Below are 22,635 nucleotides of genomic sequence, written 5' to 3'. Positions count from 1 at the left end.
CTAACCTTCTTCGGAATTCCTGTCGGTGCCACCGCCCTGACCAGCGGCGAATACCTCGACGTAGCGGCGCTGCTCGGCGGCGCGGCGCTCGGATCCGCCGGATCCCGAATACACGTCGTTGATGCCGGCCTTCGCCGCTGCCAGCGCGGGAGCCGGACCTTCCAGGAACCGGCGCGCCCACGCCGCGGCGGCGTCGTAGACGTCGTCGGGGGCCACCATGTCGTCGATCAGACCCAGCGCCAGCGCCTCCTCGGCGTCGAAGAAGCGGCCGCTGAACACCAACTCCTTGGCCCGGCTGGCTCCGACCACATGGGTGAGGCGGGCCATCCCGTCGCCGCCGGGCACCAGCCCCGCCAGGATTTCGGTGGCGCCGAACTTCACGTTGTCGCCGCTGACCCGCCAGTCCGCGGCCAGCGCCAGCGTGAGGCCGGCGCCCAGCGCGTATCCGGTGATCGCGGCCACGGTGGGTTTCGGGATCGCGGCGACGGCGTCGATGGCCTCACAGCGCACCCGAGCGGCCGTGCCGGCCCCGGCAGCATCCAGCGTGCGCAGTTCGGGAATGTCGTCGCCGGCGGAGAAAATCTCGTGGCCGCCGAACAGGATCACCGCGCTCACGTCGTCGCGGCGGCCCAGTTCGTCGGCGGCGTCGATGATCTCGCGGTAGAACTGCCGGGTCATCGCGTTGGTGGGCGACCGCGACAGCAGCAGCATGGCCAGGCCGGCATCCTGAGAGCCGTCGCTGACCACGACACTGACGAACTCGCTCACTTGGGCATGCCCAGGGGCCACTGCATGGATCCGCCCTTCTCCCGAGCCGCGTGGTAGCGGTCGGAGTCGAAGAACTCGAAGACCCAGTTGTCGCCCCGCTTCTCCAGCAGCGGCTGCACGGGCACGATCTGGCGCTCGACGGCGAGGACGTCGGCGACACTGCGCCCGTCCAGCGAGTCCAGCTGCGTCCAGGTCGGCGGCAGCAGCACGTTGCGGCCGGCCTCGAAGTCGTCGATGGCTTTGCGCGGCGACTCCCAGCCGGCCCGGTCGGATTCGGTGTTCTCGCCGTCGGCTCGCTGACCTTCGGGCAACGCGCCGACGAAGAAGTAGGTGTCGTAGCGGCGGGTCGGCTCGGCCTCGGGGGTGACCCAGTTCGCCCACGGACGCAACAGGTCCGAGCGCAGCACCAGGTTCTCGGTGCGCAAAAAATCAGCGAAGGACAGGGTGCGGTCGGCCAGCGCGTGGCGCTCCTCGCGGTACACCGACGCATCCCGAACGATCCCGTCCGGATCCGCGGCGGGCCCGGCGAACAGCACGCCGGACTCCTCGAAGGTCTCCCGCGCCGCTGCGCACACCAGGGCCTCGGCCAGGTCGGCGTCGACGCCGAACCGCTCGGCCCACCACTGCGGCGGCGGGCCCGCCCAGGCGATCTCGGCGGTGCGGTCGCGATCGTCGACACCACCGCCGGGGAACACGATGACGCCGGGCGCGAACTCCATCTGCGAATGCCTACGCATCAGGAAGATGTTCAGGCCACCGGGTGCGTCGCGGATCAGCATCACGGTCGCTGCCGGGCGCGCGGGCAGCGGCACGTGCGGTTCGGTCATGGCTGCCTCCGATGAGCTGCCCGGGTACGTACCCGGCGGGCGAAGTAGCGTCCGTCGACGACGTCCAGGGCGATCCGCTGCCCGAACGCCGCGGAGAGATTCTCCGCGGTCAGCACATCGGGCAGCAGACCGGACGCCACCACCTGGGCCTCGGAGAGCAGCAGGCAGTGGCTGAATCCCGGCGGCACCTCTTCCACATGGTGGGTGACCAGCACCAGGGCGGGGGCGTCGGGGTCGGCGGCCAGGTCGGCCAACCGGGCCACCAGCTCCTCGCGGCCGCCCAGGTCCAGCCCGGCGGCGGGCTCGTCGAGCAGCAGCAACTCCGGGTCGGTCATCAGCGCGCGGGCGATCAGCACCCGTTTGCGCTCGCCTTCGGACAGCGTTCCGTAGTCGCGGTCGGCCAGGTGCTCGGCACCGAGGCTCTCCAGCATGTCCAGCGCGCGCTGGTAGTCGACGTCGTCGTAGCGCTCGCGCCAGCGGCCCAGCACCGAATAACCGGCCGAGACGACGAGGTCGCGCACCACCTCGTCGCTGGGGATGCGCTGGGCCAGGGCCGAGGAGCTCAGGCCGATCCGGGCGCGCAGTTCGCTGACGTCGACCCGGCCCAGCCGCTCCCCCAGCACGAACGCGATGCCACTGGACGGGTGCTCGGTGGCCGCCGCGATGCGCAGCAGCGACGTCTTGCCGGCGCCGTTGGGGCCGATGATGACCCAGCGTTCGTCGAGTTCGACGGCCCAGTCCAAGGGCCCGACCAGGGTGCGCCCGCCGCGGCGCAGCGCGACGTTTCGGAAGTCGATCAGCAGGTCGGGATCGGCCTCTACAGCATCGGTTTCGGGGCCGGTTTCGGGCACCCGACCATCGTGCCGTACCGCGACGACGCGGCTCACCTTGGGTCGCCAGCCCTCACAAGTCGTTGCCGGCATAGGACAGGTTGAAGCTCTTGTTGGCCAGCGGGAAGTCCGGGACGATCGTGTCGGCCATCGCGACCGGCAGCGCGGGCCAGTTGAACCAGGACGGATCCACCACCTTGGCGCGGGTGATCACACCGGCGTCGACCTCCACGCGGTGCACGATGGTGCCCCGCCAGCCCTCCACGATCCCCACACCCGACCCACCGGCCGCCGGCAGCGACGCCACCTGTTGCAGCGGGCCGTGGTGTTCCTCGATCAAGGTGCAGGCCAGCGCGACCGATGCCGCGAACTCGTCGCGGCGAATCAGGTAGCGGGCCAGCACGTCGCCGTCGGCGCGGCCCACCGGCTCGACCGGCAGCGGCGTCGTCGGGTGGTCCAGGCGCGCATCGGTGCCGATGCCGCTGGCGCGTGCGACGTAGCCCAGGCAACCCATCGCGCAGGCGTCGTCGCGCTTCAGCACGGCGGTGTCGGCGAAGCGGTCGTAGATCACCGAGTTGCCCAGGGTGAGCGCGGCGATCTCGGCGACGTCGACGGCCAGCGCCCGTAGCTCGACCGGCTCTGGAAGCTGTTGCAGGACAACGCCTCCGGGCCGGATCGCGCCGCGCAGCAGCCGGTGCCCGGTGACACGGTGGTTGATGCGCAGCACCAGTTCGCGCACTCGCTGGGCATGGGAGTTGGCCAGTGCGAATCCGACGTCGTTGGCCAGCGCCCCCAGGTCGGTGGCATGGTTGTAGAGCCGTTCGAGTTCGACGAGCAGCGCCCGCAGCCGGTGCAGCGCGTCGGGCGCCTGGTAACCGAGCGCCTCCTCCACCGCCAAACTGTGGGCCAGCGCGTGGGCGGCCGAGGTGTCGCCGCTGATCCGTTCGGCCATCCCCACCGCCCCCGCGGCGGGTCGCCCCTCGAACAGCTTCTCGATGCCCCGGTGCACGAACCACAGCCGCGCCTTGAGACGCAACACCGATTCCCCGATCACCGAAAAGCGGAAGTGCCCGGGCTCGATCAGTCCGGCGTGGACCGGCCCGACCGGGATCTCGTACACCCCGGGGCCTTCGACGGTGACGAACGGAAACCCCCCCACGGTCGCGAATTCTGTTGGTGCGGACGCGTTATGGCGCATCGGATACCAGTCCGACGGCCAGTGCGCGTGGCTCACCAATCGTCGCGGCTGCGGATGTCCTTGCGGCGCGATCCCGTACAGGTCCATCATCTCGCGTTCGAAGCGGCCGGCGGGGATGGACAAGTGGGCAAGCGAAGGCACCGCCGGATCGCCGGCGTCGATGGTCAGGGTGAGTTCGACGCGGCGGTCCGGCTGCCCGGCCAGCAGCAGGTAGACGACCCGCAGCACGGCGCCGTCGTCGTGGGCGGCCACCAGCGCCAATCTGAATCCGTCGTCCAACAGGGTCCCGACGGCACCGGCAAGGCTATCGTCAGATACGTTGCGGCACAGCCGTTCCGGCGGCATCATCCGGCCCCGAACTGACTGGCCGCCGTGCTGAACAGCCCCGTCAGCGGTCCGGCGGACACGCCCAGCACCAGCGAGGCCGCGACGCCGGCCAGCAATGCGGCGGCCACCGAGGCGGGCACCACGATGGGCGGGGCGTCCACGCTCGGCGACCCGAGCAGGATGCGTCGGGCGTTGCCGACCAGCGCCGCAAATGCCACCACCATCAGCAGCAGCGCGGCGCCCATCGCCCAGACGAGCCGGGCATCGGCCAGCGACCTGGCGATGGCCAACTCGCTGGCGAACATCGCGAACGGCGGAAACCCAAGCAGCGCAACAACTCCGATGGCAAACGAGGTGCCGATCAGGCGCGAGCGGGTCAGCACCGCGCTGATGTCGGCGATGGCGGTGGAATCGTGTGCGGCCTGCAACTGACCGCCGGCCAGGAACAGCACCGTCTTTCCGACGCCGTGCGCCAGCACATGCAGCAGCAGCGCGGCGATGGCCAGTTTGGTTCCCGCGGCCGCCGCGATCGCGATCAGGCCCATGTTCTCCATCGACGAGTAGGCCAGCATCCGCTTGAGGTCCGTTGCCACGGTGAGCAACAGCGCGGCGATCAGGACGGTGGCTAGTCCAAGGGTCAGGAAGCCGGCCCGCAGGAAGCCGCTGCCCACCGCGGCGTCGATGACCCCGCGCAACCGGATCAGCACCGAAAACGCCACCGAGAGCAGCACTCCGCTCATCAGCGCCGACACCGGGGCCGGCGCCTGGCTGTGCGCGTCGGCCAGCCAGCCGTGGAACGGCACCAATCCCACCTTGGCGCCGTATCCGATCAGCAGCAGCCCACCCGCCAGCCTGGCCACCGACGGGTCGAGTTGGCCGGCGCGAGCCACCAGCACGTCGAGATCGAGGGCGGTCGCGCTGTCGGCGCCGGCGTGGCGCACCGCGAAATACAGCAGCACGGTGCCCAGGAACGCGACGGCGATCCCGACCGAGCAGATCACCACGTACTTCCAGGTAGCCTCCAGCGCGGTGCGGGTGCGACGGTGCCCGACCAGGAAAGCCGTGATCACCGTGGTGGCTTCCACGGCTACCCAGGTCACCCCGATGTTGTTGGCGGACACCGCCAGTGCCATCGCGGATACGAACGCCGGCGTCAGCGTCCCATACAGCCGGGCGTCGCCGCGGTCGGTGTGGCCGTGCTCGAGTTCGGCGTCGATGTAGCCGATGCTCGCCCAGGTGGCCAGGGTGCCGACGACGCCGATGACGATCAGCATCGTCACCGACAAGGCGTCGGAGCGCAGCAGTCCGTCCAGCACCACGCCGGGCCGCCCGCCCGTCTGAATGCCCAGCGCCACAGCCGATCCGAGCACCGCAATCGCCGAAAGCACGGTCAGGGTGGCCGTCGCGCGGCGCCACCCACCGATCCAGCCGGCCACTGCGGCAGCGGCCGGTGCCAGGATCGGCACCAGAATCAGGATGGTCATCAGTCTCGCAATCGCTGTAGCTGGTCCAGGCCGGTGCCGCCGAACATCCGTCGCAGCTGTCCGGTCAGGACGCCCAGGACGATCAGCGCGAACAGCACGTCGAGCGAGCCGCCCAGTTCGACGATCAGCGGTACACCGGCGGTGAGCAGGAACGCGGTGGCGACGATTCCGTTGTCCAGCATGAGGAATCCGGCGGCCTGCGAAATGGCGTGTCGCCTGGTCGCCATCACGAACAAGGCGATCAGCACCACCGCCAGCCCCGCCGGAGCGGCGCTGACCTCGGCGCCGGGATCCAGCCGCACCAACGGGCGGGTGACGGCCAGCGCGATCACCGTCAGTCCCGCCGCGATGAGCAGCGAGGCAGTGGTGTTCACCAGCGGTGTCGCTTCGCGATGCTCATCGGCGTCCAGTGCGCGGGAGAGCAGCATCGGCAGGACGACGCCGCGCAGCACGAACAGTGCCACGCCGATACCGATCAGTTCCCAATTGTGTTCGTGCACACCGAGAATGACCGGGATGATGGCCAGGGCGATGCCCTGGGCGGCGAGCAGGCGCACGATGGAACGCAGGTCGCGCCGCCACACGATCAGCACAGCGGTCAGCACCAACCCGCCCGGCGCCAGGTCGAGCACACTTCCATAGTTCAGTGCAGTCATGTCATCCCGCTTGTCCGGCAAAGAAATTGGCCGCGCTGACCGCCAGCAGCGCCATCAGGAACGAGCCGGCCAGCAATTCGGGCACCCGGAACAGGCGCAGTTTCGCGATGAATACCTCGGCACCGCCCAGTACCGCGGCGGCCAGCACCACCTTCAAAGCTATGGCGACGATACCGATCCCGACGCCGATCAGGGTCGGCCGCTGCCCCGCGATCCCCCATGGGGCGAACAGATTCGCCAGTAGCGCCAGCAGCACGGTGAGACGCATCGCGCTTGCCCATTCGACCAGCGCCAACCTCGGCCCCGCATATTCGAGCACCATCGCCTCGTGCACCATGGTCAGCTCCAGGTGGGTGGCCGGGTTGTCGACGGGTAGCCGCCCGGTCTCGGCGATGACGACGATCACCAGGGCGACGAACGCCAGGATTCCGCTCAGCGACACCACCTCGCCGGGGTTGTGCAGGCTGAACCCGACGATGGCGCCCAGATTGGCCGAGCGGGCAGGGATGGACAGCGCGAACACCGCGAGCAGGATGGTGGGCTCGACCAGCGCGGCGATGGTGATCTCACGGCTGGCGCCCATCCCGCCGAAAGAGGTTCCGGTGTCGATGCCGGCCAAGGTCAGCGCCACCGTGCCGAGGAACAGCAGGCCCACCACGGCGAACAGGTCCGCGACCGGGTCCAGCGGTGAACCGGTCGCGACCAGCGGGACGATTGCGGCGATCAGCAGCGTCGTGGCCGCCAGCAATACCGGGGCAGCCGCGAAGACCAGCGTGGTGCCCTCCGGTCTGACCTGCTGTTTGCGCAGTTGTTTGCGTAGATCGCGCCACGGCTGCAGAATGCCTGCGCCGCAACGACCTTCCAAGCGGGCCCGCACCTGGCGCATCAGCCCGATCACCAGCGGCGCGCCGAGCATCACCCCACCGATCTGGGCGAGGCCGGCCAGAGCCGACATGAGGTTCATCGCGCCACCACCAGAACGATCAGCACACCAAGGGCGCCGTAACCCAGGTACAGGTGAATACTTCCGTTGTGCGCGAACCGGACCGCCCGTGCGCACCCGGCGATAGCGGACAGCACGGGAGCATAGAGGCGCTCTTCGACGGCGTCGGCCAACTTGGCGTGGTAGGCGATCTTGTCGACGTGGTAGCGGGTTCCCTCCAGGTGCGTCACCTCGATGCCGGTGTCCGGCCGCAGCAGGTCGTCGAAGACGCGTTGCAGCGGCTGGGCGAACGAGGTAGCGGTGTACTGCATCCGCGGGCTGAGTTCGTCTGCACCGCAGGCCCATAACGGCAACTGCGCCGGCTGCGGCCGGTGCCGGGCTCCCCAGCGGGCCAGGCACAGCACCAACAGCACCGCGACGATCAGGGCCCCGGCGAGCAGGGTGGGTGAGATCGAGCCGTCCATGCCCGGCAGGTGCAGCATCAGGCCCAGCCCGGCCAGGTCGGCGCCACTTGAGGCCGGCAGGCTTTGCAGCACCGACTGCAACGGGCCGACGAACACGAACGGCGTCACCGCGACCACGACGCAACCCAGCGCCGCGACCACCATCCCGGCGAGCATGCTCACCGGCGCCTCGCGCGCCGCAGCGGCCCCGTCGGAGCGGGCCCGCGCTAAAAACCCGGTGCCGAAAGCCTTCACCATCGCGGCCACCCCGAGACCCGCCGTCAACGCCACCGCGCCGACCCCCAGCGGTGTGACCAGGCCGAGGAAGGTGTGCTGGGACCGGGCGTGGATCAACGACTGCACCAGCAGCCATTCGCTGACGAATCCCGCGCCCAGCGGCAGCCCGGACGCGCCGAGTGCTGCGACACCGAACAGCGTTGTGGTGGCGGGCATTCGGCGGGCCAGCCCGCCCATCCGGTCCAGGTCACGTTCGCCGGCGCCCAGCAGCACCGACCCCGCGGCCATGAACCCCAGGCACTTGAACGCGGCATGGGCGAGCAGATGCAGCAGCGCCGCCGTCATCGCGACCACCGCAGCCGCGCCCGCGCCGGCCGCCGACAACAGCGTGGCAGCGCCCAGCGCCAGGGTGACCAGGCCCATGTTTTCGATCGTCGAATAGCCCAGCAGCCGTTTGAGATCCGCGGCCACCGAAGCCTGCAGTACGCCGTAGAGGGCGGAGGCCGCCCCGACCGCGAGCAGCGTGGCACCCCACCAGCGCGGCCCCGGCCCGAGCAGCTGCAAGTCGATCCGCAGGATCCCGTAGACACCCAGGTTGACCATCGCCGCGCTCATCAACGCCGAGACCGGACTCGGCGCTTCCGGGTGTGCCCGCGGCAGCCAGGCGTGCAGCGGCAGCAGGCCCGCCTTGGAGCCGAATCCCAGCAGGGTCAACAGGAATATCACATTGCGCAGCGGACCCGAGACCGATGCGATGTCCATGCCGGCGAATCGACCGGTCCCCGCGGCCGCGGCCAACACCATCAGCCCGACCAGCACGGCGGTGAAGCCCAGCTGCGTCATCACCGCGTAATAGACTGCGGCCGAACGTACTTGGGGCCGTCGGTGATCGGCAGCCAGCAGCACCAGCGAGCTGAGCGCCATCAACTCCCAGCACAGCAGGAAGGTGGCCACCGAACCTGCGGCGGGCACCAGCAGCATCGCGGCGACGAACGCAGGCAGCATCACCTGCGCGACTGATCCCAGTCGCTCGTGGCGCAGGTACCCGACGCTGTACACCCCGACGACGAGTGCCACCGCGCCGGTCAGCGCCATGAAGAACCCGCCGAGTCGACTGACTTCGAATTCCACCCCGCTCAGCGGTAACAGCCAGGGTAGGCACACTCGCGGCAGCGGCTCGAAGATGGCGGTCAACCCCAGTACCGTCCCCGCCGCGCCGAGGACCGTGGTCGCCGCGCCGCTCACCAACGGACCGATCGTGGTGGCGTGAGTGCCGGTCACCGGCCCGTCACCGACCGCAGGGCCGCGACCACCTGGTCGGGCGTGGGCGGACAGCCGGGAATCTCGACGTCGACCGGGACGACCTCGCCGACCGCGCCCACCACCCCGTAGGCCTCGGCGAACACTCCGCGGTTCAGTGCGCAGTCGCCGCAGGCGATCACCACCCGGGGTAAAGGTGTGGCGGCCAAGGTATTTCGCAGCGGCTGCGCCATGTTGCGGGTGACCACCCCGGTGACCAGCAGTGCGTCCGCGTGCCGCGGCGATGCCACCAGCCGGGCACCGAACCGCTCGGCGTCGTACACCGGCCCGAACGCCCCGGAGATCTCTACCTCGCAGCCGTTGCAGGAGCCGGCGTCGACGTGACGCACCTGCAGGGATCCGCGTACCCCGGCCGGGGCGGCCGCGGCGGCCGCGGGCGTCTCACCCGCGGGTTCGGTCACGCGGCGAAGTCGCAGAATTCTGCTGAGCCAACTCACTTTTCGCGCGCCTACCGCTGGTCCGTGGGGCTGCCCGCGCGCAGGTCTTCGAGTACGGCGACCTGCCCGGTGAGCATGCCGGTGAGTACCTGACGGGCGACCGCCATGAGCTCGGCGATCAGCGGCGAGGTAATCGAGTAGATCACCGTGTTGCCGTCCTTGGTGGCGGTCACCACGCCTGCCCGGCGCAGCACACCGAGCTGCTGGGACAGGTTGGATGACTCCAGGCCCACCTCGGGCAACAACTCGGCCACCGTGTGATCGCGCTCGGAGAGCATTTCCAGGATCCTGACCCGCGCCGGATGTGCGAGCGTCTTGAAGAACTCCGCCTTCAGTTGGTACAGCGGCTGCTTGGACACCCCGGGACCCCACTCACCAATCCATCAACTTAACAGTTGAAGAATTTATCATATGGTGTATACAAGCGCGCGCCGAGCCGCGGCTGCCCCGCACTAGGGAATCTCCACCCGCCGCACCACACCGTCCACCGCGTCGGCGGCTTCGATCTCCCCGCGGGTAACTCCCAGCAGAAACAGCACGGTGTCCAGGTACGGATGGCTCAGCGACGCGTCGGCGACCTCACGCAGCGCGGGCTTGGCGTTGAACGCGATCCCCATCCCGGCTGCGGCCAGCATGTCGATGTCGTTGGCGCCGTCACCGACGGCGACCGTCTGCTCCATCGGAACGCCGTACTGGTCGGCGAACTCACGCAGCGCGGTGGCTTTGCCGGCCCGGTCGACGATGGTCCCGAGCACCCGACCGGTGAGCAGGCCGTCGACGATCTCCAGCTCGTTGGCCGCGACGTAGTCCAGCTTCAGTTCCTCGGCGAGCGGCTCGATGATCGGCCGGAACCCGCCGGATACCACACCGCAGCGGAAACCCAAGCGCTGCAACGTCCGTATCGTCGTGCGGGCGCCGGGCATCAACTCCAGCTGGTCAGCGACCTCCTGGATCACCGACGCGGGCAGGCCCGCCAGGGTGGCCACCCGCTGTTGCAGCGACTCGGCGAAGTCCAGCTCACCGCGCATCGCGGCCTCGGTGATCGCTGCGACTTTTCCCTGCGCGCCGGCGCGGGCCGCCAGCATCTCGATGACCTCACCCTGGACCAGGGTGGAGTCGACGTCGAACACGATGAGCCGTTTAGTCCGCCAGGCCAGGCCGTAGTCCTCCACGGCCACGTCGATGTGCTCGTCGCCGGCCACCCTGGTCAGCGCCGTCTGCAATGGTCCGATGGCACCCCGTGGCACCGAAACCCGCAACTCGAGGCCGGTCACCGGGTAGTCGGAGACACCGCGGATGAAGTCGATGTTGACGCCCAGCGCGGCGACTTCCCGAGCGACCGCCCCGAACGCTCCGGCGGTGATCGGCCGTCCCAGCACGAAGATGGTGTGGGTGGAGGGGTCCTGAATGATCGGCAGGTCGTTGCTGCGCTCGATCGTCACGTCCAGGCCCACCCCGCGGATGGCGCCCTCGACGTCGTCGCGCAACTCGGTGCCGTCGGCGACGTCCAGAGCACAGGTCACCAGCACGCCCAGGGTGAGCCGGCCTCGGATGACCACCTGCTCGACATTGAGCAGTTCGACGCCGTGCCGGCCGAGCACCTCGAAGAGCGCAGACGTCACCCCCGGTTGGTCGATGCCGGTGACCGTGATCAGCACCGACACCTTGGGTGAAAGAGTCACCCGCGGATGCCGCCGATCATCAAGAGCGGACGTTGGCGTCGTCTAGGCGGGTGACGTCGTGCCCTTCCTTGCCGTGTGCGCGACCGACGTGGGACTCGGCACGCATCCGTTCCACCATGTGCGGGTAGTGCAGCTCGAACGCCGGGCGCTCCGAACGGATCCGGGGCAGCTCGGTGAAGTTGTGCCGCGGCGGCGGGCAACTGGTCGCCCATTCCAGCGAGTTGCCGTAGCCCCATGGGTCGTCGACCGTCACAACCTCGCCGTAACGCCAACTCTTGAACACGTTCCACACAAACGGGATCATCCCGATGCCCAGGATGAACGCGCCGACCGTGGAGATGATGTTGAGCGTCTGGAAGTTGTCGGTGGGCAGGTAGTCGGCGTACCGACGCGGCATGCCCTGGTCGCCCAACCAGTGCTGGACCAGGAAGGTGGTGTGGAAGCCGATGAACGTCAGCCAGAAGTGCACCTTGCCCAGCCGCTCGTCCAGCAGTCGCCCGGTCATCTTCGGGAACCAGAAGTACAGGCCGGCGAAGGTGGAGAACACGATGGTGCCGAACAGCACGTAGTGGAAGTGCGCGACCACGAAGTAGCTGTCGGTGACGTGGAAGTCCAGCGGCGGGCTGGCCAGCAGCACACCGCTGAGCCCGCCGAGCAGGAAGGTGACCGCGAAGCCGACCGAGAACAGCATGGGCGTCTCGAACGTCAACTGACCTCGCCACATGGTGCCGACCCAGTTGAAGAACTTGATGCCGGTGGGCACCGCGATCAGGAACGTCATGAACGAGAAGAAGGGCAGCAGCACCGCGCCGGTGGCGAACATGTGGTGTGCCCACACCGCGACCGACAGCGCGGCGATCGAGAGCGTGGCGTACACCAGCGTGGTGTAACCGAAGATCGGCTTGCGGGAGAACACCGGGAAGATCTCGGAGACCACCCCGAAGAACGGCAGCGCCAGGATGTACACCTCTGGGTGACCGAAGAACCAGAACAGGTGCTGCCACAACAGCACGCCGCCGTTGGCCGGGTCGTAGATGTGCGCACCCAGGTGGCGGTCGGCGAACAGCCCGAACAGCGCCGCGGTCAGCAGCGGGAACGCGATCAGCACCAGGATCGAGGTGACCAGGATGTTCCAGGTGAAGATCGGCATCCGGAACATCGTCATGCCGGGGGCGCGCATGCAGACCACGGTGGTGATCATGTTGACGGCGCCCAGGATGGTGCCCAGACCACCGACGGCGATGCCCATGATCCACAGGTCACCGCCGACGCCCGGTGAGTGGATGGCGTCGGTCAGCGGGGTGTAGGCGGTCCAGCCGAAGTCGGCGGCGCCGCCGGGGGTGATGAAGCCGGCCATACCGATCGTGGCGCCGAACAGGAACAGCCAGAACGAGAAGGCGTTCAGCCGCGGGAACGCCACATCGGGCGCCCCGATCTGCAGCGGCAGTACCAGGTTCGCGAAGCCGAACACGATCGGCGTCGCATAGAACAGCAGCATGATCGTGCCGTGCATGGTGAACAGCTGGTTGAACTGCTCATTCGACAGGAACTGCAGTCCCGGCGCGGCCAGCTCCGTCCGCATCAGCAGCGCCAGCAGACCGCCGATCAGGAAGAAGATGAAGCACGCGACGCAGTACATGATGCCGATCAGCTTGTGATCGGTGGTGGTGATCAGCTTGTAGATCAGGTTCCCTTTGGGACCCGTCCGAGCCGGGTAGGGACGGACGGCCTCGAGTTCTCCCCGAGGGGGCGCTTCGGCTGTCAACAGCTCCTCCAAACATCCATCCGGACAGGGGCGCACAACGATATGAGTGGAATCTTAGCCCCCGATCAGGTTCGTGGAAGGTCTGGTCCTACAAACTGTCGTAATTGGCTCTCCCCGCCGGCCGCCCATGCCACCTGGCTGCGGTTATCAGCGTCGGATTTCGCGGTGGGGTTACGCTCGCCGCAATGTCTTCGACGCATTCCGGCGGTCTGCGCCCCACCTTGGCCGTGATCACCCTGGCAGCAATCGTGCTGACCTGCGGGGCCTGCGGCTCCGACAAACCGGTGTCGTCGCGGCCGCTGGTGACACCCACCACCCAGATCGCCGGCGCCGGGGTGCTGGGCAACGACCGTAAGCCCGACGAATCGTGCGCCAAGGACGCGGCCGCGCCCGATCCCGGGCCGGCCACCCGCCCGGCACGCAACGCCGCGGGCGTCACCCCCGACACCGCGCAGGTGCCAGCCGATCCGCAACGCATCGTGGTGCTCTCCGGCGACCAGCTGGACGCGCTGTGCGCGTTGGGACTGCAGTCCCGGGTGGTCGGTGCCGCGTTGGCCGACGGCACCCAGGGCCAACCGTCGTACCTGGGCAAAGTGCTGCACGACGTGCCCGGAGTCGGCACCCGCAGCATGCCGGATCTGAACGCCATCGCCGCGGCACACCCGGACCTGATCCTGGGTTCGGCCGCGTTGACGCCGACGCTGTATTCCGCGCTGGCCGCGATCGCGCCGACGGTGTTCACCGCTGCGGCGGGCGCAGCATGGCAGGACAACCTGCGTCAGATCGGCGCCGCGACGGCTCGGGGCGCCGCGATGGACGCCCTGATCAACGGCTTCACCCAGCGCGCCACCGAAGTGGGGACCAAACACGACTCGGCCCACTTCCAGGTGTCGGTGGTCCAGCTGACGGCCACCACCCTGCGGGTGTACGGCGCCGACAATTTTCCGGCCAGCGTGCTGGCTGCGGTCAAGGTGGACCGGCCGGCCCCACAGCGGTTCACCGACAAGCCCTACCTCGAGTTCGGCGCCACCGACGCCGACCTGGCCAAGAACCCTGACCTCTCCGCCGCCGACGGCGACATCGTCTATGTGTCGTGCGCATCACAGGCGGCCACCGACCGCGCCGCGACCGTGCTGGACAGCGGCCCGTGGCGCAAGCTGGGCGCCAACCGCGACAACCGGGTGTTCGTCGTCAACGACGAGATCTGGCAGACCGGCCAGGGCTTGATCGCCGCCCGCGGCATCGTCAACGACCTGCGCTGGATCAACGCCCCGATCAACTGAGCGACCCTCTCGTCGACTCTGCGTCCACGGCGCGAAAGTGCGAGAAGATCGCGCCCGCACCGCAGAGTCAACGCCGCCCCTGGCGAGCTAGACGCTTCGGGTCGACGCTGTCGTCGAAGAGCGTCCTAAGCTGATGACCAGGGCTGAGTGGGCCCGGTTGGCCCGAAAACGTTACCTTAGCTAAACTTATTGCGTACGCGATCGAAGAGGGATGGATATATGAGCACTGTTAACGCTTACGCGGCCACGTCCGCCAAAGAGCCGCTGACCAAGACCACGATTGAACGCCGCGACCCCGGCCCGCACGACGTAGCCATCGACATCAAGTTCGCCGGCATCTGCCACTCCGACATCCACACCGTCAAGGCCGAATGGGGCGTGCCCAACTATCCCGTGGTGCCGGGCCACGAGATTGCCGGCGTGGTGAGCGCCGTCGGCTCCGAGGTGACCAAGCACAAGGTCGGCGACCACGTCGGCGTCGGGTGCATGGTGAACTCGTGCGGTCGATGCAGCAGCTGTAAGGCCGGACTCGAGCAGTACTGCAAGAACGGCGCCACGTTCACTTACAACTCCATCGACAAGGACGGCACCCCCACCCACGGTGGGTACAGCCAGGCCGTCGTCGTCGACGAGAACTTCGTGGTGCGCATTCCCAAGTCGCTGCCGCTGGACAAGGCCGCGCCGCTGCTGTGCGCGGGCATCACTCTGTTCTCCCCGCTGCGACACTGGAAGGCCGGGCAGGACACCCGCCTGGCTATCGTCGGGCTGGGCGGCCTGGGGCACATGGGCGTCAAGCTGGGCGCGGCGATGGGCTGCCAGGTCAGCGTGCTGTCCCAGTCGCTGAAGAAGATGGAAGACGGATTGCGTTTGGGCGCAAGCAATTACTACGCGACGTCGGACCCCGACACCTTCAAGAAACTGCGCGGCGGCTTCGACCTGATCCTCAACACCGTCTCGGCCAACTTGGATCTCGGGCAGTACATGGGCCTGCTCGACGTCGACGGCACCATGGTGGAACTCGGCATCCCCGAGCACCCCATGGAGGTGCATGCGTTTGCGTTGGCGGCGGCGCGGCGCAGCCTGTCCGGGTCGAACATCGGCGGCATCGCCGAGACCCAGGAGATGCTCGACTTCTGCGCCGAACACGACGTGACGCCCGAAATCGAGGTCATCGAAGCCGATTACGTCAACGAGGCCTACGAGCGGGTGCTGGCCAGTGACGTGCGGTACCGCTTCGTCATCGACATCTCAACTTTGTGAGACAGCCCGGAGCCGGGCCGCAACCTCTTCGGCTGCTTCGCCGTCCTCGTCTCCGGGAATGACCTCGCTGACGTCGATCCCGGCCAGCGGCCAACCGGCCGCGGCCAGGGTCGCGGCGACGCGACGGACGTTCTCGGGTCCGGGGTCGTGGTGGGTCAGCTCGGCGATCGACTCGGCAATCTCGTTGCCGTCGATCACACCGTCGGCTGCCGCCGGCGATCCTTTGGCAGTGAGGTTGTCGATCACTTCTTTGAGCTGTTCAGGGGTGAGTGGCGTGCTGCGCAGCAGTGCGAACAGCGGGACGCGGTCCGGGCCCGGCACACCTTCGGGGTAGCCGGCCTGCAGCCAGCGGATCACCGACCGCAGGAAGTGTGGGTGATTGCAGTGCGTGTGGTCTGTCGTCACCCAGACAGTCTCCTGGCCGGGACGGTACCGGCGCCACCGACGGCGGCTGGCCCCGACGACAATTCACGCGGCGTTCACCGCCTGAACACGTCGAGCTTTCCGGCGCGCCGGTGGTGTCGGTGTTCGTCCCTATCATCGGCTCGTGGGCAGCGCCGTCGTCGTCGTCCCGTTGTTGTGCGGGATCGTCGTCGGTGTCATGCGGCACCACCCGGGCGCCGGTGTCGTGGCGTTCTACCTGGCGCTGCTTGCCGAGGCGCTGGGATGGGCGGCCAGGCGGGAGTGGCTGCGACGTCGCATGAACGGCACGCTGGACGCGATCGACGCAATGGACGGCGTCGAGTTCGAGGACTACGTCGCCACCCGCCTGGTCCGGGCCGGCTGGGAAGTCAGGTTCACTCCGCCGGTGGGCGACTACGGGGTCGACTTGATCGCCGAGAAAGGCGACGAATCCGTCGCGGTGCAATGCAAGCGATACGGCAAACCGGTGGGCGTCGCGGCCGTGCAGCAGGTGGTCTCGGGTGCCCGACTCCACGGCTGTGCCCGCAGCATTGTGGTGAGCAATCAGGAATTCACCAGCGCCGCAAGGAAATTGGCGTTCACTCACCGGTGCCAGCTGATCGGGCGCGGGGTGCTGCAGAGTTGGGTGCCGCCACCGGCAAAGCCGACGCCGCAACCCGGGACGCGCATCCGCCGAAACTGAAGTTTACGACGCAACACGCCGCGGGAGCGTCGTGAAACTCACGCTCGGCGCCCGGCTAGAAGTCCCAGTCCTCGTCCTCGGTGACGACGGCCTTGCCGATCACATACGACGAGCCCGAGCCGGAGAAGAAGTCGTGGTTCTCGTCGGCATTCGGGGACAGCGCCGACAGTATCGCCGGGTTCACATCGGTCTCGTCGCGCGGGAACAACGCCTCGTAACCGAGGTTCATCAGCGCCTTATTGGCGTTGTAGCGCAGGAACTTCTTGACGTCCTCGGTGAGCCCGACCTCGTCGTAGAGATCCTGGGTGTACTCCACCTCGTTGTCGTACAGCTCGAAGAGCAGCTCATAGGTGTAGTCCTTGAGCTCGGCACGCTTGGCCTCGTCTTCGAGCGCCAGGCCGCGCTGGTACTTGTAGCCGATGTAGTAGCCGTGCACGGCCTCGTCGCGGATGATCAGCCGGATCATGTCGGCGGTGTTGGTCAGCTTGGCCCGGCTCGACCAGTACATCGGCAGGTAGAAGCCGGAGTAGAACAGGAAGCTCTCCAGCAGCGTGGAGGCCACTTTGCGCTTCAGCGGCTCGTCGCCCCGGTAGTACTCCAGCACGATTTCGGCTTTGCGCTGCAGGTTGGGGTTCTCCTCCGACCAGCGGAACGCGTCGTCGATCTCGGCGGTCGAGCACAACGTAGAGAAGATCTGGCTGTAGCTCTTGGCGTGCACCGACTCCATGAACGCGATGTTGGTGTACACCGCCTCCTCGTGCGGGGTCAGCGCGTCGGGGATCAGGCTGACCGCTCCGACGGTGCCCTGAATGGTGTCCAGCATGGTCAGGCCGGTGAAGACCCGCATGGTCAGCTGCTTCTCGTGGGCGGTCAGCGTGCCCCAGGACGGGATGTCGTTGGACACCGGCACCTTCTCGGGCAGCCAGAAGTTGCCGGTCAGCCGGTCCCAGACCTCGGCGTCTTTGTCGTCTTGCAGACGGTTCCAGTTGATCGCCGAGACGCGGTCGATCAGCTTTGCATTTCCAGTCACCGGAACTCCACTTCACCAGGACGAATGGGGCTGTGTTGCGTAGGCCACAAACACTACCCCTGGGGGCCGACAAGCCGTCGTAACACAATAAGTTGTGTTCGCGTGTCGCGAAAGGTCAACGATCCGGGGCCCGGCAGAGTGCCGCGGCGGCGGCTTCGGGCACGCTCTGGTCCCAGGTCGACGTCGCCGCCGCTGAACCCCGTCGCAGCCCGTTAGCTCGACTCGGCTGAGTGCAATGCCGCCGGCGAAGCTCAATTCCCTCGCCCGGCATTGCCGGCGTGGATGCCGAACAGCGGCTCAGCGCTTCCCCGGATTGAGCACGACCTTGGTCCAGCCCTGGTCGCGATTGTCGAAGTGCCGGTAGGCATCCGGCGCCTCGCCCAGGCCCAGATTGTGCGACACCAGCCGTGACGGCGCGGCCCTGTCGTGATGGATCAACTCACGCAGGTAGCGGTTGTAGTTCTTGACGTTCGCCTGCCCGGTCGCGATGGTCTGGCCCTTGAAGAAGAACTTGCCGAAGTCGAACGCCATCTTGCCCTGTTTGGCCAATTCGTCTGCGGCGCCCGGATCTTCGGGCAGGAACACCCCCACCACACCGATGCCGCCGGTGGGCCGGACCACCTCGACGAGCGCGTTCATGGTCAGATTCGACCGCTCGTTGCCCGACGCGTCATGGGCCTGGTAGCCGACGGCTTCCACGCCACGGTCCACGCCCTCTCCGCCCGTGGCCTCGGTGATGCTTTCGACCGGATCGGTCTTCGACGAATCCACGCCTACGGCGCCGAACTTCTCTGCCAGCGCCAGACGCTCGGCGATATGGTCGACGACGAAAACCGCTGCGGCACCTTGGATTACCGCGGAATAGGCAGCCATCAGCCCCACCGGGCCGGCGCCCCAGACCGCCACGCTGTCGCCGGGCTGCACCTTGGCCAGCCGGGTGCCGTGCCAGCCGGTCGGAAAGATGTCGGCCAGCATCACGTAGTCGTTCTCTTTGTCCACACTGTCGTCGGGCAGTTGCAGCGCGTTGAAGTCGGCGAACGGCACCCGCAGGTATTCGGCCTGGCCGCCGCGGTAGGGGCCCATATTGGCGTATCCGTAGGCGCCGCCGGCCACACCGGGGTTGACGGTCAGGCAGAACGCGGTCAAGCCACGATCACAGTTCTTGCAGAATCCGCAACTCACGTTGAACGGCAGGCACACTCGATCCCCGGCTTTCAGGCTCTGCACGCCGGGCCCGACTTCGACCACTTCCCCGAGGTTTTCGTGCCCGATCACGGTTCCGGGCTCGAGATCGGTGCGGCCTTCGTACATGTGCAGGTCGGAGCCGCAGATATTGGTGGCAGTGATCTTGACGACGGCGTCGGTGGGCTTCTCGATCGCGGCGTCGGGGACTTCTTCGACGGCTACGTCACGGGGTCCTTTGTAGACAACAGCTTTCATGCTCGGGCGGGTACCCGGCCCCGCACGTTTCAACCTCGGGGTCGTGACGCGGGCGGATGCATCCGACGCGCAGCGGGCCTTCGCCGACACTTCATTTCTCTACCGGGGCGGCTTGATCGTCGCCGTATGGGGCCGAAAACCCGGCTGACATCAGCTGCGACGACATGTACCATTTGGTACATGATTACCGAACACAGCTTTGAGATCGACGCTCGGCCGGACATCGTCTGGGAGGTCTTCAGCGACGTCGAACGCTGGCCCGAGTGGACCGACTCGGTGACTTCCCTCAAGGCCCTCGACGGCCCCGAACTCGCGGTCGGAAACCGCTTCGCGATCAAGCAGCCAAGGATGGGCAACCTTGTCTGGAAGGTCACCGAGATCGAACCGGGCACGTCCTGGACCTGGGAGCAGCGCGCCCCCGGCGCCTTGGCGAAAGCAAGCCACGAGGTCATCCCCCAGCCCGGCGACCGCACTCTGGTGCGCCAGCGCATCGACCAGCAAGGCGTGATCGGCGCTCTGGTCGGCCGATTGATGACGAACATGACCAAGCGCTACCTCGACATGGAAGCCCGCGGCCTGACCATGCGCTCGGAACAGCGCCGGGGCGCGTGTGGTCCGCACGCCTGACGCCGACCGGCGCCGGCAACTCCTGGACGCATTGGTCGAGGAGTTCGCCGCCCACGGCGTGGGCGAGCGGTCGCTGCGCGACGTCGCAGCCGCGGTCGGCACCAGCCATCGAATGCTGTTGCACCACTTCGGTTCCCGGGACAAGCTGCTGCTGGCAGTGGTCGAGGAGGTGGAGCGCCGGCAGATGAACCTGCTCCCCGAGCTTCCGACGAACCCGGCCGAACATTTCAGCGCCATCTGGGCCGACGTGAGCCGCCCCGAACTACGGCAGTTGGAGCGGCTGTTCTTCGAGTGCTACGCGCGGGCCGCGCAAGACGAGAGATCTTTCGCCGCAATGCTTCCCGGCGCCGTCACCGGCTGGCTGGACGCGGCCGACGCCGTCACGGAAGGCTCCGTCGATCCCGCCCAAGCGCGCCTGGGCCTCGCGGTGATCCGCGGACTACTGCTGGATCTGGTGGCCACCGATGACGACGCCGGCGTCGACGCGGCGGCGAAAGCCTTTGCGCGGCTACTCAGCGGCTAGCGCAGGGCGCTTGCCGACCCCGAAGAACCGGTATTCCTCGGGCTTCACCGAGCGGGTGGCCCGCCAATACTGCCAGGTGTAGCCGCCCCACAACACGGTGTTCTTGCCGTGCTCGTCGAGGTACCAGCTGGCACAACCGCCGGTGTTCCACACCGAGTGGGTCAGCTTTTCCTGCAGTTCGTCGTTGAACCGATCCTGCGCCTCGCGGGTGGGCGCCAACGCTTGCGCTTTCATCTTGTCGCACTTGGCGATCGCGTCGGCGACGTAGTGGATCTGCGACTCGATCATGAACACCACCGAGTTGTGCCCCAGGCCGGTGTTGGGCCCCAACAGGAAGAACAGGTTCGGCACGTCGGCGACGGTGATCCCGCGGTGGGCGCCGATACCCTCCCGGTTCCACCGGTCCACCAGATCCTCGCCGTGCTGACCCTTGATCTGCACATAGGTGTAGGAGTCGGTGACGTGGAAGCCGGTGGCGTACACGATCACGTCCACCTGGCGTTCGCGACCGTCGGCGGTGACGATGCCGTCGCGGGTGATCCGGGTGATGCCCTCGGTCACCACCTCGGTCTTCGGGTTCGCGACCGCCCGGTAGTACGTGGTGGAGTTCAGGATTCGCTTGCAGCCGATGCGGTAGTTCGGCGTCAGCTTGCGCCGCAGCTCGCGATCCTTGACCGAGCGGCGGATGTTGTACTTCGCATACAGCTCAATGAATTTCAGCGCATTCGGTCGCTTGGTCATGCCGAACGCCAGCGCTTCCTGGCCCCAGTAGATGGCCAGACGAGTCAGGGCCCGCAGGCCGGGGACGTTCTGCATGGCCGCCCGCAGCCGGGGCGGTATCTCCGGGTTCGACCGCGGTACCACCCACGGCGGGGTGCGCTGATAGAGCTTCAGTTCGGCGACCCGGTCGACGATCTCGGGCACGATCTGGATGGCGCTGGCACCGGTGCCGATGATGGCGACCCGCTTGCCGGTCAGGTCGACGCTGTGGTCCCACTCCGCGGAATGGAAAGCGGGACCGGCGAATTCGTGTCGGCCCTCGATCTCGGGGAAGGACGGGATATGTAGCGCGCCGGCCCCGGAGATCAGGAACTGCGCGATGTACTCGCGACCGTCGGTGGTGAACACGTGCCAGCGGTACTCGTCGTCGTCCCAGTAGCCGCGGTCCACCAGCGAGTTGAACTTGATGTAGCGGCGCAACCCGTATTTGTCGGTGACGCCCTTGAGGTAGTCCCAGATTTCAGGTTGGAAGGAGAACGGGTTTTTCCAGTCCGGCTTGGGCTCGAAGGAGTAGGAGTACAGGTGCGACGGGATGTCGCAGGCGCAACCGGGGTAGCTGTTGTCGCGCCAGGTGCCGCCGACGTCGTCGGCCTTCTCCAGGATGACGAAGTCCACGCCCTGCTTCTGCAGCTCGATCGCCATGCCCAAGCCGGAGAATCCGGTGCCGATGATGACCGCACGGGTGTGCACCGGGGGCTGGTCGGATTGTGGTTTGCCGGTCTCGTCGACGGCCGGGGTCACGACGTCTGTCATGGGAGGTCGGTCTTCCTTACTTGAAAAATACCCAGTACCCGGGGTATCGGATAATCCGAGTGTTGTCGATCGCTACCGTGATGTCAACGTTGCTGAGGCCCAGCTCACGCCGAGGCGGCGGGCAGCGCGTCGTGAATGGGCTTCTCGGGGTCCATCTTGATGCCCAGGGTGTCGGCGGTCCCGACAATGATGCCCATCATGATCGTCGTCAGCTGGGCGACGAATTGCTCCCGCGTCATCGACCGCGGACTGTCCGGGTCGGGACCCAGCCACCACTCGGTGGCGGAGGCCGCCGAGCCGAATGCCGCGAACGCGGCCAGTTCCAGCGCGTCACGGTTGAGCTCCATGTCCCGCAGCTCGTTGTTGAACATCTCGGCGATGGTCAGCGTGATCTCGCGGCCTTCGTTGAGGGTCCGCACGGTTGCCTTGGACTGGGCGCTGGAGCTGCCTTGGATGAACACCCGCATCACGTTGGGATGCTGGTCGAGCAGCGTGACGAACTCTTCGACGGCGCGGTGGATCACTTCGCGCGCGGAGTCGGTGGCCAGGTTGATGGAGGGGAAGATCGCTGCCCAGAGCATGTCGCGCAGCCGTTCCCCGATGGCCAGGAACAGGTCCGACTTGTCGGTGAAGTGCCGGTAGATCTTCGGCTTCGCGGTGCCGGCTTCCTCGGCGATCTCCCGCACGCTCAGCTCGGGGCCCAGGCGATCGATGGCCCGGAACGCCGCCTCGACGATCTCGGCGCGCACTTTCTTGCGGTGCTCGCGCCAGCGCTCGCTGCGCGCGTCGACCTTGACCCCGGGCTTGGCACCGGGGTGCGGTATTGCGGGTCGAGGCATTCTCACCACGTCATGCACCTTACCGCGTGGAGTCGGCTGACCTGGCGATACGGGCGGCAAGTCCCGGCCCACGCGCTG

The 22,635-nt window shown here is 67.5% G+C and carries 22 protein-coding genes; 5 read left to right on the top strand and 17 right to left on the bottom strand.

Annotation, left to right across the window (positions count from 1 at the left end; genetic code table 11):
- From MKCMC460_RS09765 to ctaD, 12 genes are all read right to left on the bottom strand, one after another.
- Window positions 1-768, bottom strand: a complete 768-nt coding sequence (locus tag MKCMC460_RS09765) for an enoyl-CoA hydratase (protein WP_236981704.1) — start codon at window positions 766-768, stop codon at window positions 1-3.
- Entirely contained in the window at window positions 765-1,595 is an 831-nt protein-coding gene (locus MKCMC460_RS09760) for an NUDIX domain-containing protein (protein WP_238305634.1), read from the bottom strand. The genes MKCMC460_RS09765 and MKCMC460_RS09760 overlap by 4 nt, the downstream gene beginning before the upstream one ends.
- Complete coding sequence (locus MKCMC460_RS09755; protein ID WP_236981702.1) at window positions 1,592-2,518, bottom strand: ABC transporter ATP-binding protein; 927 nt, start codon at window positions 2,516-2,518, stop codon at window positions 1,592-1,594. Before MKCMC460_RS09755 ends, MKCMC460_RS09760 begins: the two co-directional genes overlap by 4 nt.
- The gene (locus tag MKCMC460_RS09750) at window positions 2,499-3,971 is read right to left on the bottom strand and encodes an NADH-quinone oxidoreductase subunit C (RefSeq protein WP_370653101.1); all 1,473 of its coding nucleotides are present in this window, start codon (window positions 3,969-3,971) and stop codon (window positions 2,499-2,501) included. Before MKCMC460_RS09750 ends, MKCMC460_RS09755 begins: the two co-directional genes overlap by 20 nt.
- Window positions 3,968-5,434, bottom strand: coding sequence for a proton-conducting transporter membrane subunit (locus tag MKCMC460_RS09745; RefSeq protein ID WP_236981701.1), 1,467 nt, complete (start codon window positions 5,432-5,434; stop codon window positions 3,968-3,970). The genes MKCMC460_RS09750 and MKCMC460_RS09745 overlap by 4 nt, the downstream gene beginning before the upstream one ends.
- Window positions 5,434-6,090 carry a hypothetical protein gene (locus MKCMC460_RS09740; RefSeq protein ID WP_236981700.1) on the bottom strand — a complete coding sequence of 219 codons (657 nt, stop codon included), beginning with the start codon at window positions 6,088-6,090 and terminating at the stop codon, window positions 5,434-5,436. The genes MKCMC460_RS09745 and MKCMC460_RS09740 overlap by 1 nt, the downstream gene beginning before the upstream one ends.
- Window position 6,091: 1 nt before the next feature.
- Entirely contained in the window at window positions 6,092-7,045 is a 954-nt protein-coding gene (locus tag MKCMC460_RS09735) for a respiratory chain complex I subunit 1 family protein (RefSeq protein WP_236983930.1), read from the bottom strand.
- A 5-nt stretch (window positions 7,046-7,050) separates the two neighbouring features.
- Window positions 7,051-8,994: a proton-conducting transporter membrane subunit gene (locus tag MKCMC460_RS09730; RefSeq protein WP_236981699.1), complete on the bottom strand. Its 1,944-nt coding sequence runs from the start codon at window positions 8,992-8,994 to the stop codon at window positions 7,051-7,053.
- Window positions 8,991-9,470 carry an NADH-quinone oxidoreductase subunit B family protein gene (locus MKCMC460_RS09725; RefSeq protein ID WP_236981698.1) on the bottom strand — a complete coding sequence of 160 codons (480 nt, stop codon included), beginning with the start codon at window positions 9,468-9,470 and terminating at the stop codon, window positions 8,991-8,993. Before MKCMC460_RS09725 ends, MKCMC460_RS09730 begins: the two co-directional genes overlap by 4 nt.
- 11 nt (window positions 9,471-9,481) lie before the next feature.
- Window positions 9,482-9,829 (bottom strand): helix-turn-helix transcriptional regulator, encoded by a 348-nt coding sequence (locus MKCMC460_RS09720; RefSeq protein ID WP_236981697.1) that lies wholly within the window; start codon window positions 9,827-9,829, stop codon window positions 9,482-9,484.
- Between the two features lie 93 nt (window positions 9,830-9,922).
- On the bottom strand, window positions 9,923-11,152 hold the full coding sequence (gene serB / locus MKCMC460_RS09715; protein ID WP_236981696.1) for a phosphoserine phosphatase SerB: 1,230 nt from the start codon (window positions 11,150-11,152) through the stop codon (window positions 9,923-9,925).
- Between the two features lie 19 nt (window positions 11,153-11,171).
- Window positions 11,172-12,917: a cytochrome c oxidase subunit I gene (gene ctaD, locus MKCMC460_RS09710; RefSeq protein ID WP_236981695.1), complete on the bottom strand. Its 1,746-nt coding sequence runs from the start codon at window positions 12,915-12,917 to the stop codon at window positions 11,172-11,174.
- 185 nt (window positions 12,918-13,102) lie between these two features.
- Between ctaD and MKCMC460_RS09705 the strand changes: the two genes are divergently transcribed.
- A complete protein-coding gene (locus MKCMC460_RS09705) occupies window positions 13,103-14,200 on the top strand; it encodes an iron-siderophore ABC transporter substrate-binding protein (protein WP_236981694.1) in 1,098 nt (365 codons plus the stop codon).
- Window positions 14,201-14,419: 219 nt separating this feature from the next.
- Complete coding sequence (locus tag MKCMC460_RS09700) at window positions 14,420-15,460, top strand: NAD(P)-dependent alcohol dehydrogenase (protein WP_238305633.1); 1,041 nt, start codon at window positions 14,420-14,422, stop codon at window positions 15,458-15,460.
- On the opposite strand, the gene MKCMC460_RS09695 is transcribed toward MKCMC460_RS09700, so the two are convergent.
- Window positions 15,449-15,865, bottom strand: a complete 417-nt coding sequence (locus MKCMC460_RS09695) for a DUF3349 domain-containing protein (protein WP_236981692.1) — start codon at window positions 15,863-15,865, stop codon at window positions 15,449-15,451. The two genes, MKCMC460_RS09700 and MKCMC460_RS09695, sit on opposite strands and share 12 nt — an antisense overlap.
- Window positions 15,866-16,007: 142 nt before the next feature.
- Between MKCMC460_RS09695 and MKCMC460_RS09690 the strand changes: the two genes are divergently transcribed.
- Window positions 16,008-16,565, top strand: a complete 558-nt coding sequence (locus MKCMC460_RS09690; protein ID WP_236981691.1) for a restriction endonuclease — start codon at window positions 16,008-16,010, stop codon at window positions 16,563-16,565.
- A 55-nt stretch (window positions 16,566-16,620) separates the two neighbouring features.
- Here MKCMC460_RS09690 and nrdF read toward each other — a convergent pair whose 3' ends face one another.
- Both nrdF and MKCMC460_RS09680 read right to left on the bottom strand, forming a co-directional pair.
- Complete coding sequence (gene nrdF, locus MKCMC460_RS09685; RefSeq protein WP_236981690.1) at window positions 16,621-17,595, bottom strand: class 1b ribonucleoside-diphosphate reductase subunit beta; 975 nt, start codon at window positions 17,593-17,595, stop codon at window positions 16,621-16,623.
- A 297-nt stretch (window positions 17,596-17,892) separates the two neighbouring features.
- Window positions 17,893-19,035 carry a glutathione-independent formaldehyde dehydrogenase gene (locus MKCMC460_RS09680; protein WP_236981689.1) on the bottom strand — a complete coding sequence of 381 codons (1,143 nt, stop codon included), beginning with the start codon at window positions 19,033-19,035 and terminating at the stop codon, window positions 17,893-17,895.
- Window positions 19,036-19,215: 180 nt separating this feature from the next.
- Between MKCMC460_RS09680 and MKCMC460_RS09675 the strand changes: the two genes are divergently transcribed.
- The gene (locus tag MKCMC460_RS09675) at window positions 19,216-19,662 is read left to right on the top strand and encodes an SRPBCC family protein (RefSeq protein WP_236981688.1); all 447 of its coding nucleotides are present in this window, start codon (window positions 19,216-19,218) and stop codon (window positions 19,660-19,662) included.
- Window positions 19,646-20,185 carry a TetR/AcrR family transcriptional regulator gene (locus tag MKCMC460_RS09670; RefSeq protein ID WP_236981687.1) on the top strand — a complete coding sequence of 180 codons (540 nt, stop codon included), beginning with the start codon at window positions 19,646-19,648 and terminating at the stop codon, window positions 20,183-20,185. The genes MKCMC460_RS09675 and MKCMC460_RS09670 overlap by 17 nt, the downstream gene beginning before the upstream one ends.
- On the opposite strand, the gene MKCMC460_RS09665 is transcribed toward MKCMC460_RS09670, so the two are convergent.
- Together MKCMC460_RS09665 and MKCMC460_RS09660 are read right to left on the bottom strand one after the other, a co-directional pair.
- Entirely contained in the window at window positions 20,171-21,718 is a 1,548-nt protein-coding gene (locus tag MKCMC460_RS09665; protein WP_236981686.1) for an NAD(P)/FAD-dependent oxidoreductase, read from the bottom strand. The genes MKCMC460_RS09670 and MKCMC460_RS09665 overlap by 15 nt on opposite strands.
- A gap of 104 nt (window positions 21,719-21,822) precedes the next feature.
- Window positions 21,823-22,566: a TetR/AcrR family transcriptional regulator gene (locus tag MKCMC460_RS09660; RefSeq protein WP_236981685.1), complete on the bottom strand. Its 744-nt coding sequence runs from the start codon at window positions 22,564-22,566 to the stop codon at window positions 21,823-21,825.
- Window positions 22,567-22,635 lie beyond the last annotated feature (69 nt).

Source organism: Mycobacterium sp. 20KCMC460 (genome assembly GCF_022179425.1).
GTDB lineage: Bacteria > Actinomycetota > Actinomycetes > Mycobacteriales > Mycobacteriaceae > Mycobacterium > Mycobacterium kiyosense.
Note: the sequence above shows the minus strand (reverse complement) of the source record. Positions and strands in the feature narration are given on the sequence as shown.

Coding starts and splice junctions, on each gene's coding strand:
- MKCMC460_RS09745 (WP_236981701.1), bottom strand. CDS start 5,434: ATGACCATCCTGATTCTGGTGCCGATCCTGGCACCGGCCGCTGCCGCA.
- MKCMC460_RS09675 (WP_236981688.1), top strand. CDS start 19,216: ATGATTACCGAACACAGCTTTGAGATCGACGCTCGGCCGGACATCGTC.
- MKCMC460_RS09760 (WP_238305634.1), bottom strand. CDS start 1,595: ATGACCGAACCGCACGTGCCGCTGCCCGCGCGCCCGGCAGCGACCGTG.
- MKCMC460_RS09705 (WP_236981694.1), top strand. CDS start 13,103: ATGTCTTCGACGCATTCCGGCGGTCTGCGCCCCACCTTGGCCGTGATC.
- MKCMC460_RS09755 (WP_236981702.1), bottom strand. CDS start 2,518: ATGCCGGCAACGACTTGTGAGGGCTGGCGACCCAAGGTGAGCCGCGTC.
- MKCMC460_RS09700 (WP_238305633.1), top strand. CDS start 14,420: ATGAGCACTGTTAACGCTTACGCGGCCACGTCCGCCAAAGAGCCGCTG.
- MKCMC460_RS09735 (WP_236983930.1), bottom strand. CDS start 7,045: ATGTCGGCTCTGGCCGGCCTCGCCCAGATCGGTGGGGTGATGCTCGGC.
- MKCMC460_RS09740 (WP_236981700.1), bottom strand. CDS start 6,090: ATGACTGCACTGAACTATGGAAGTGTGCTCGACCTGGCGCCGGGCGGG.
- MKCMC460_RS09680 (WP_236981689.1), bottom strand. CDS start 19,035: ATGAAAGCTGTTGTCTACAAAGGACCCCGTGACGTAGCCGTCGAAGAA.
- MKCMC460_RS09750 (WP_370653101.1), bottom strand. CDS start 3,971: ATGATGCCGCCGGAACGGCTGTGCCGCAACGTATCTGACGATAGCCTT.
- MKCMC460_RS09665 (WP_236981686.1), bottom strand. CDS start 21,718: ATGACAGACGTCGTGACCCCGGCCGTCGACGAGACCGGCAAACCACAA.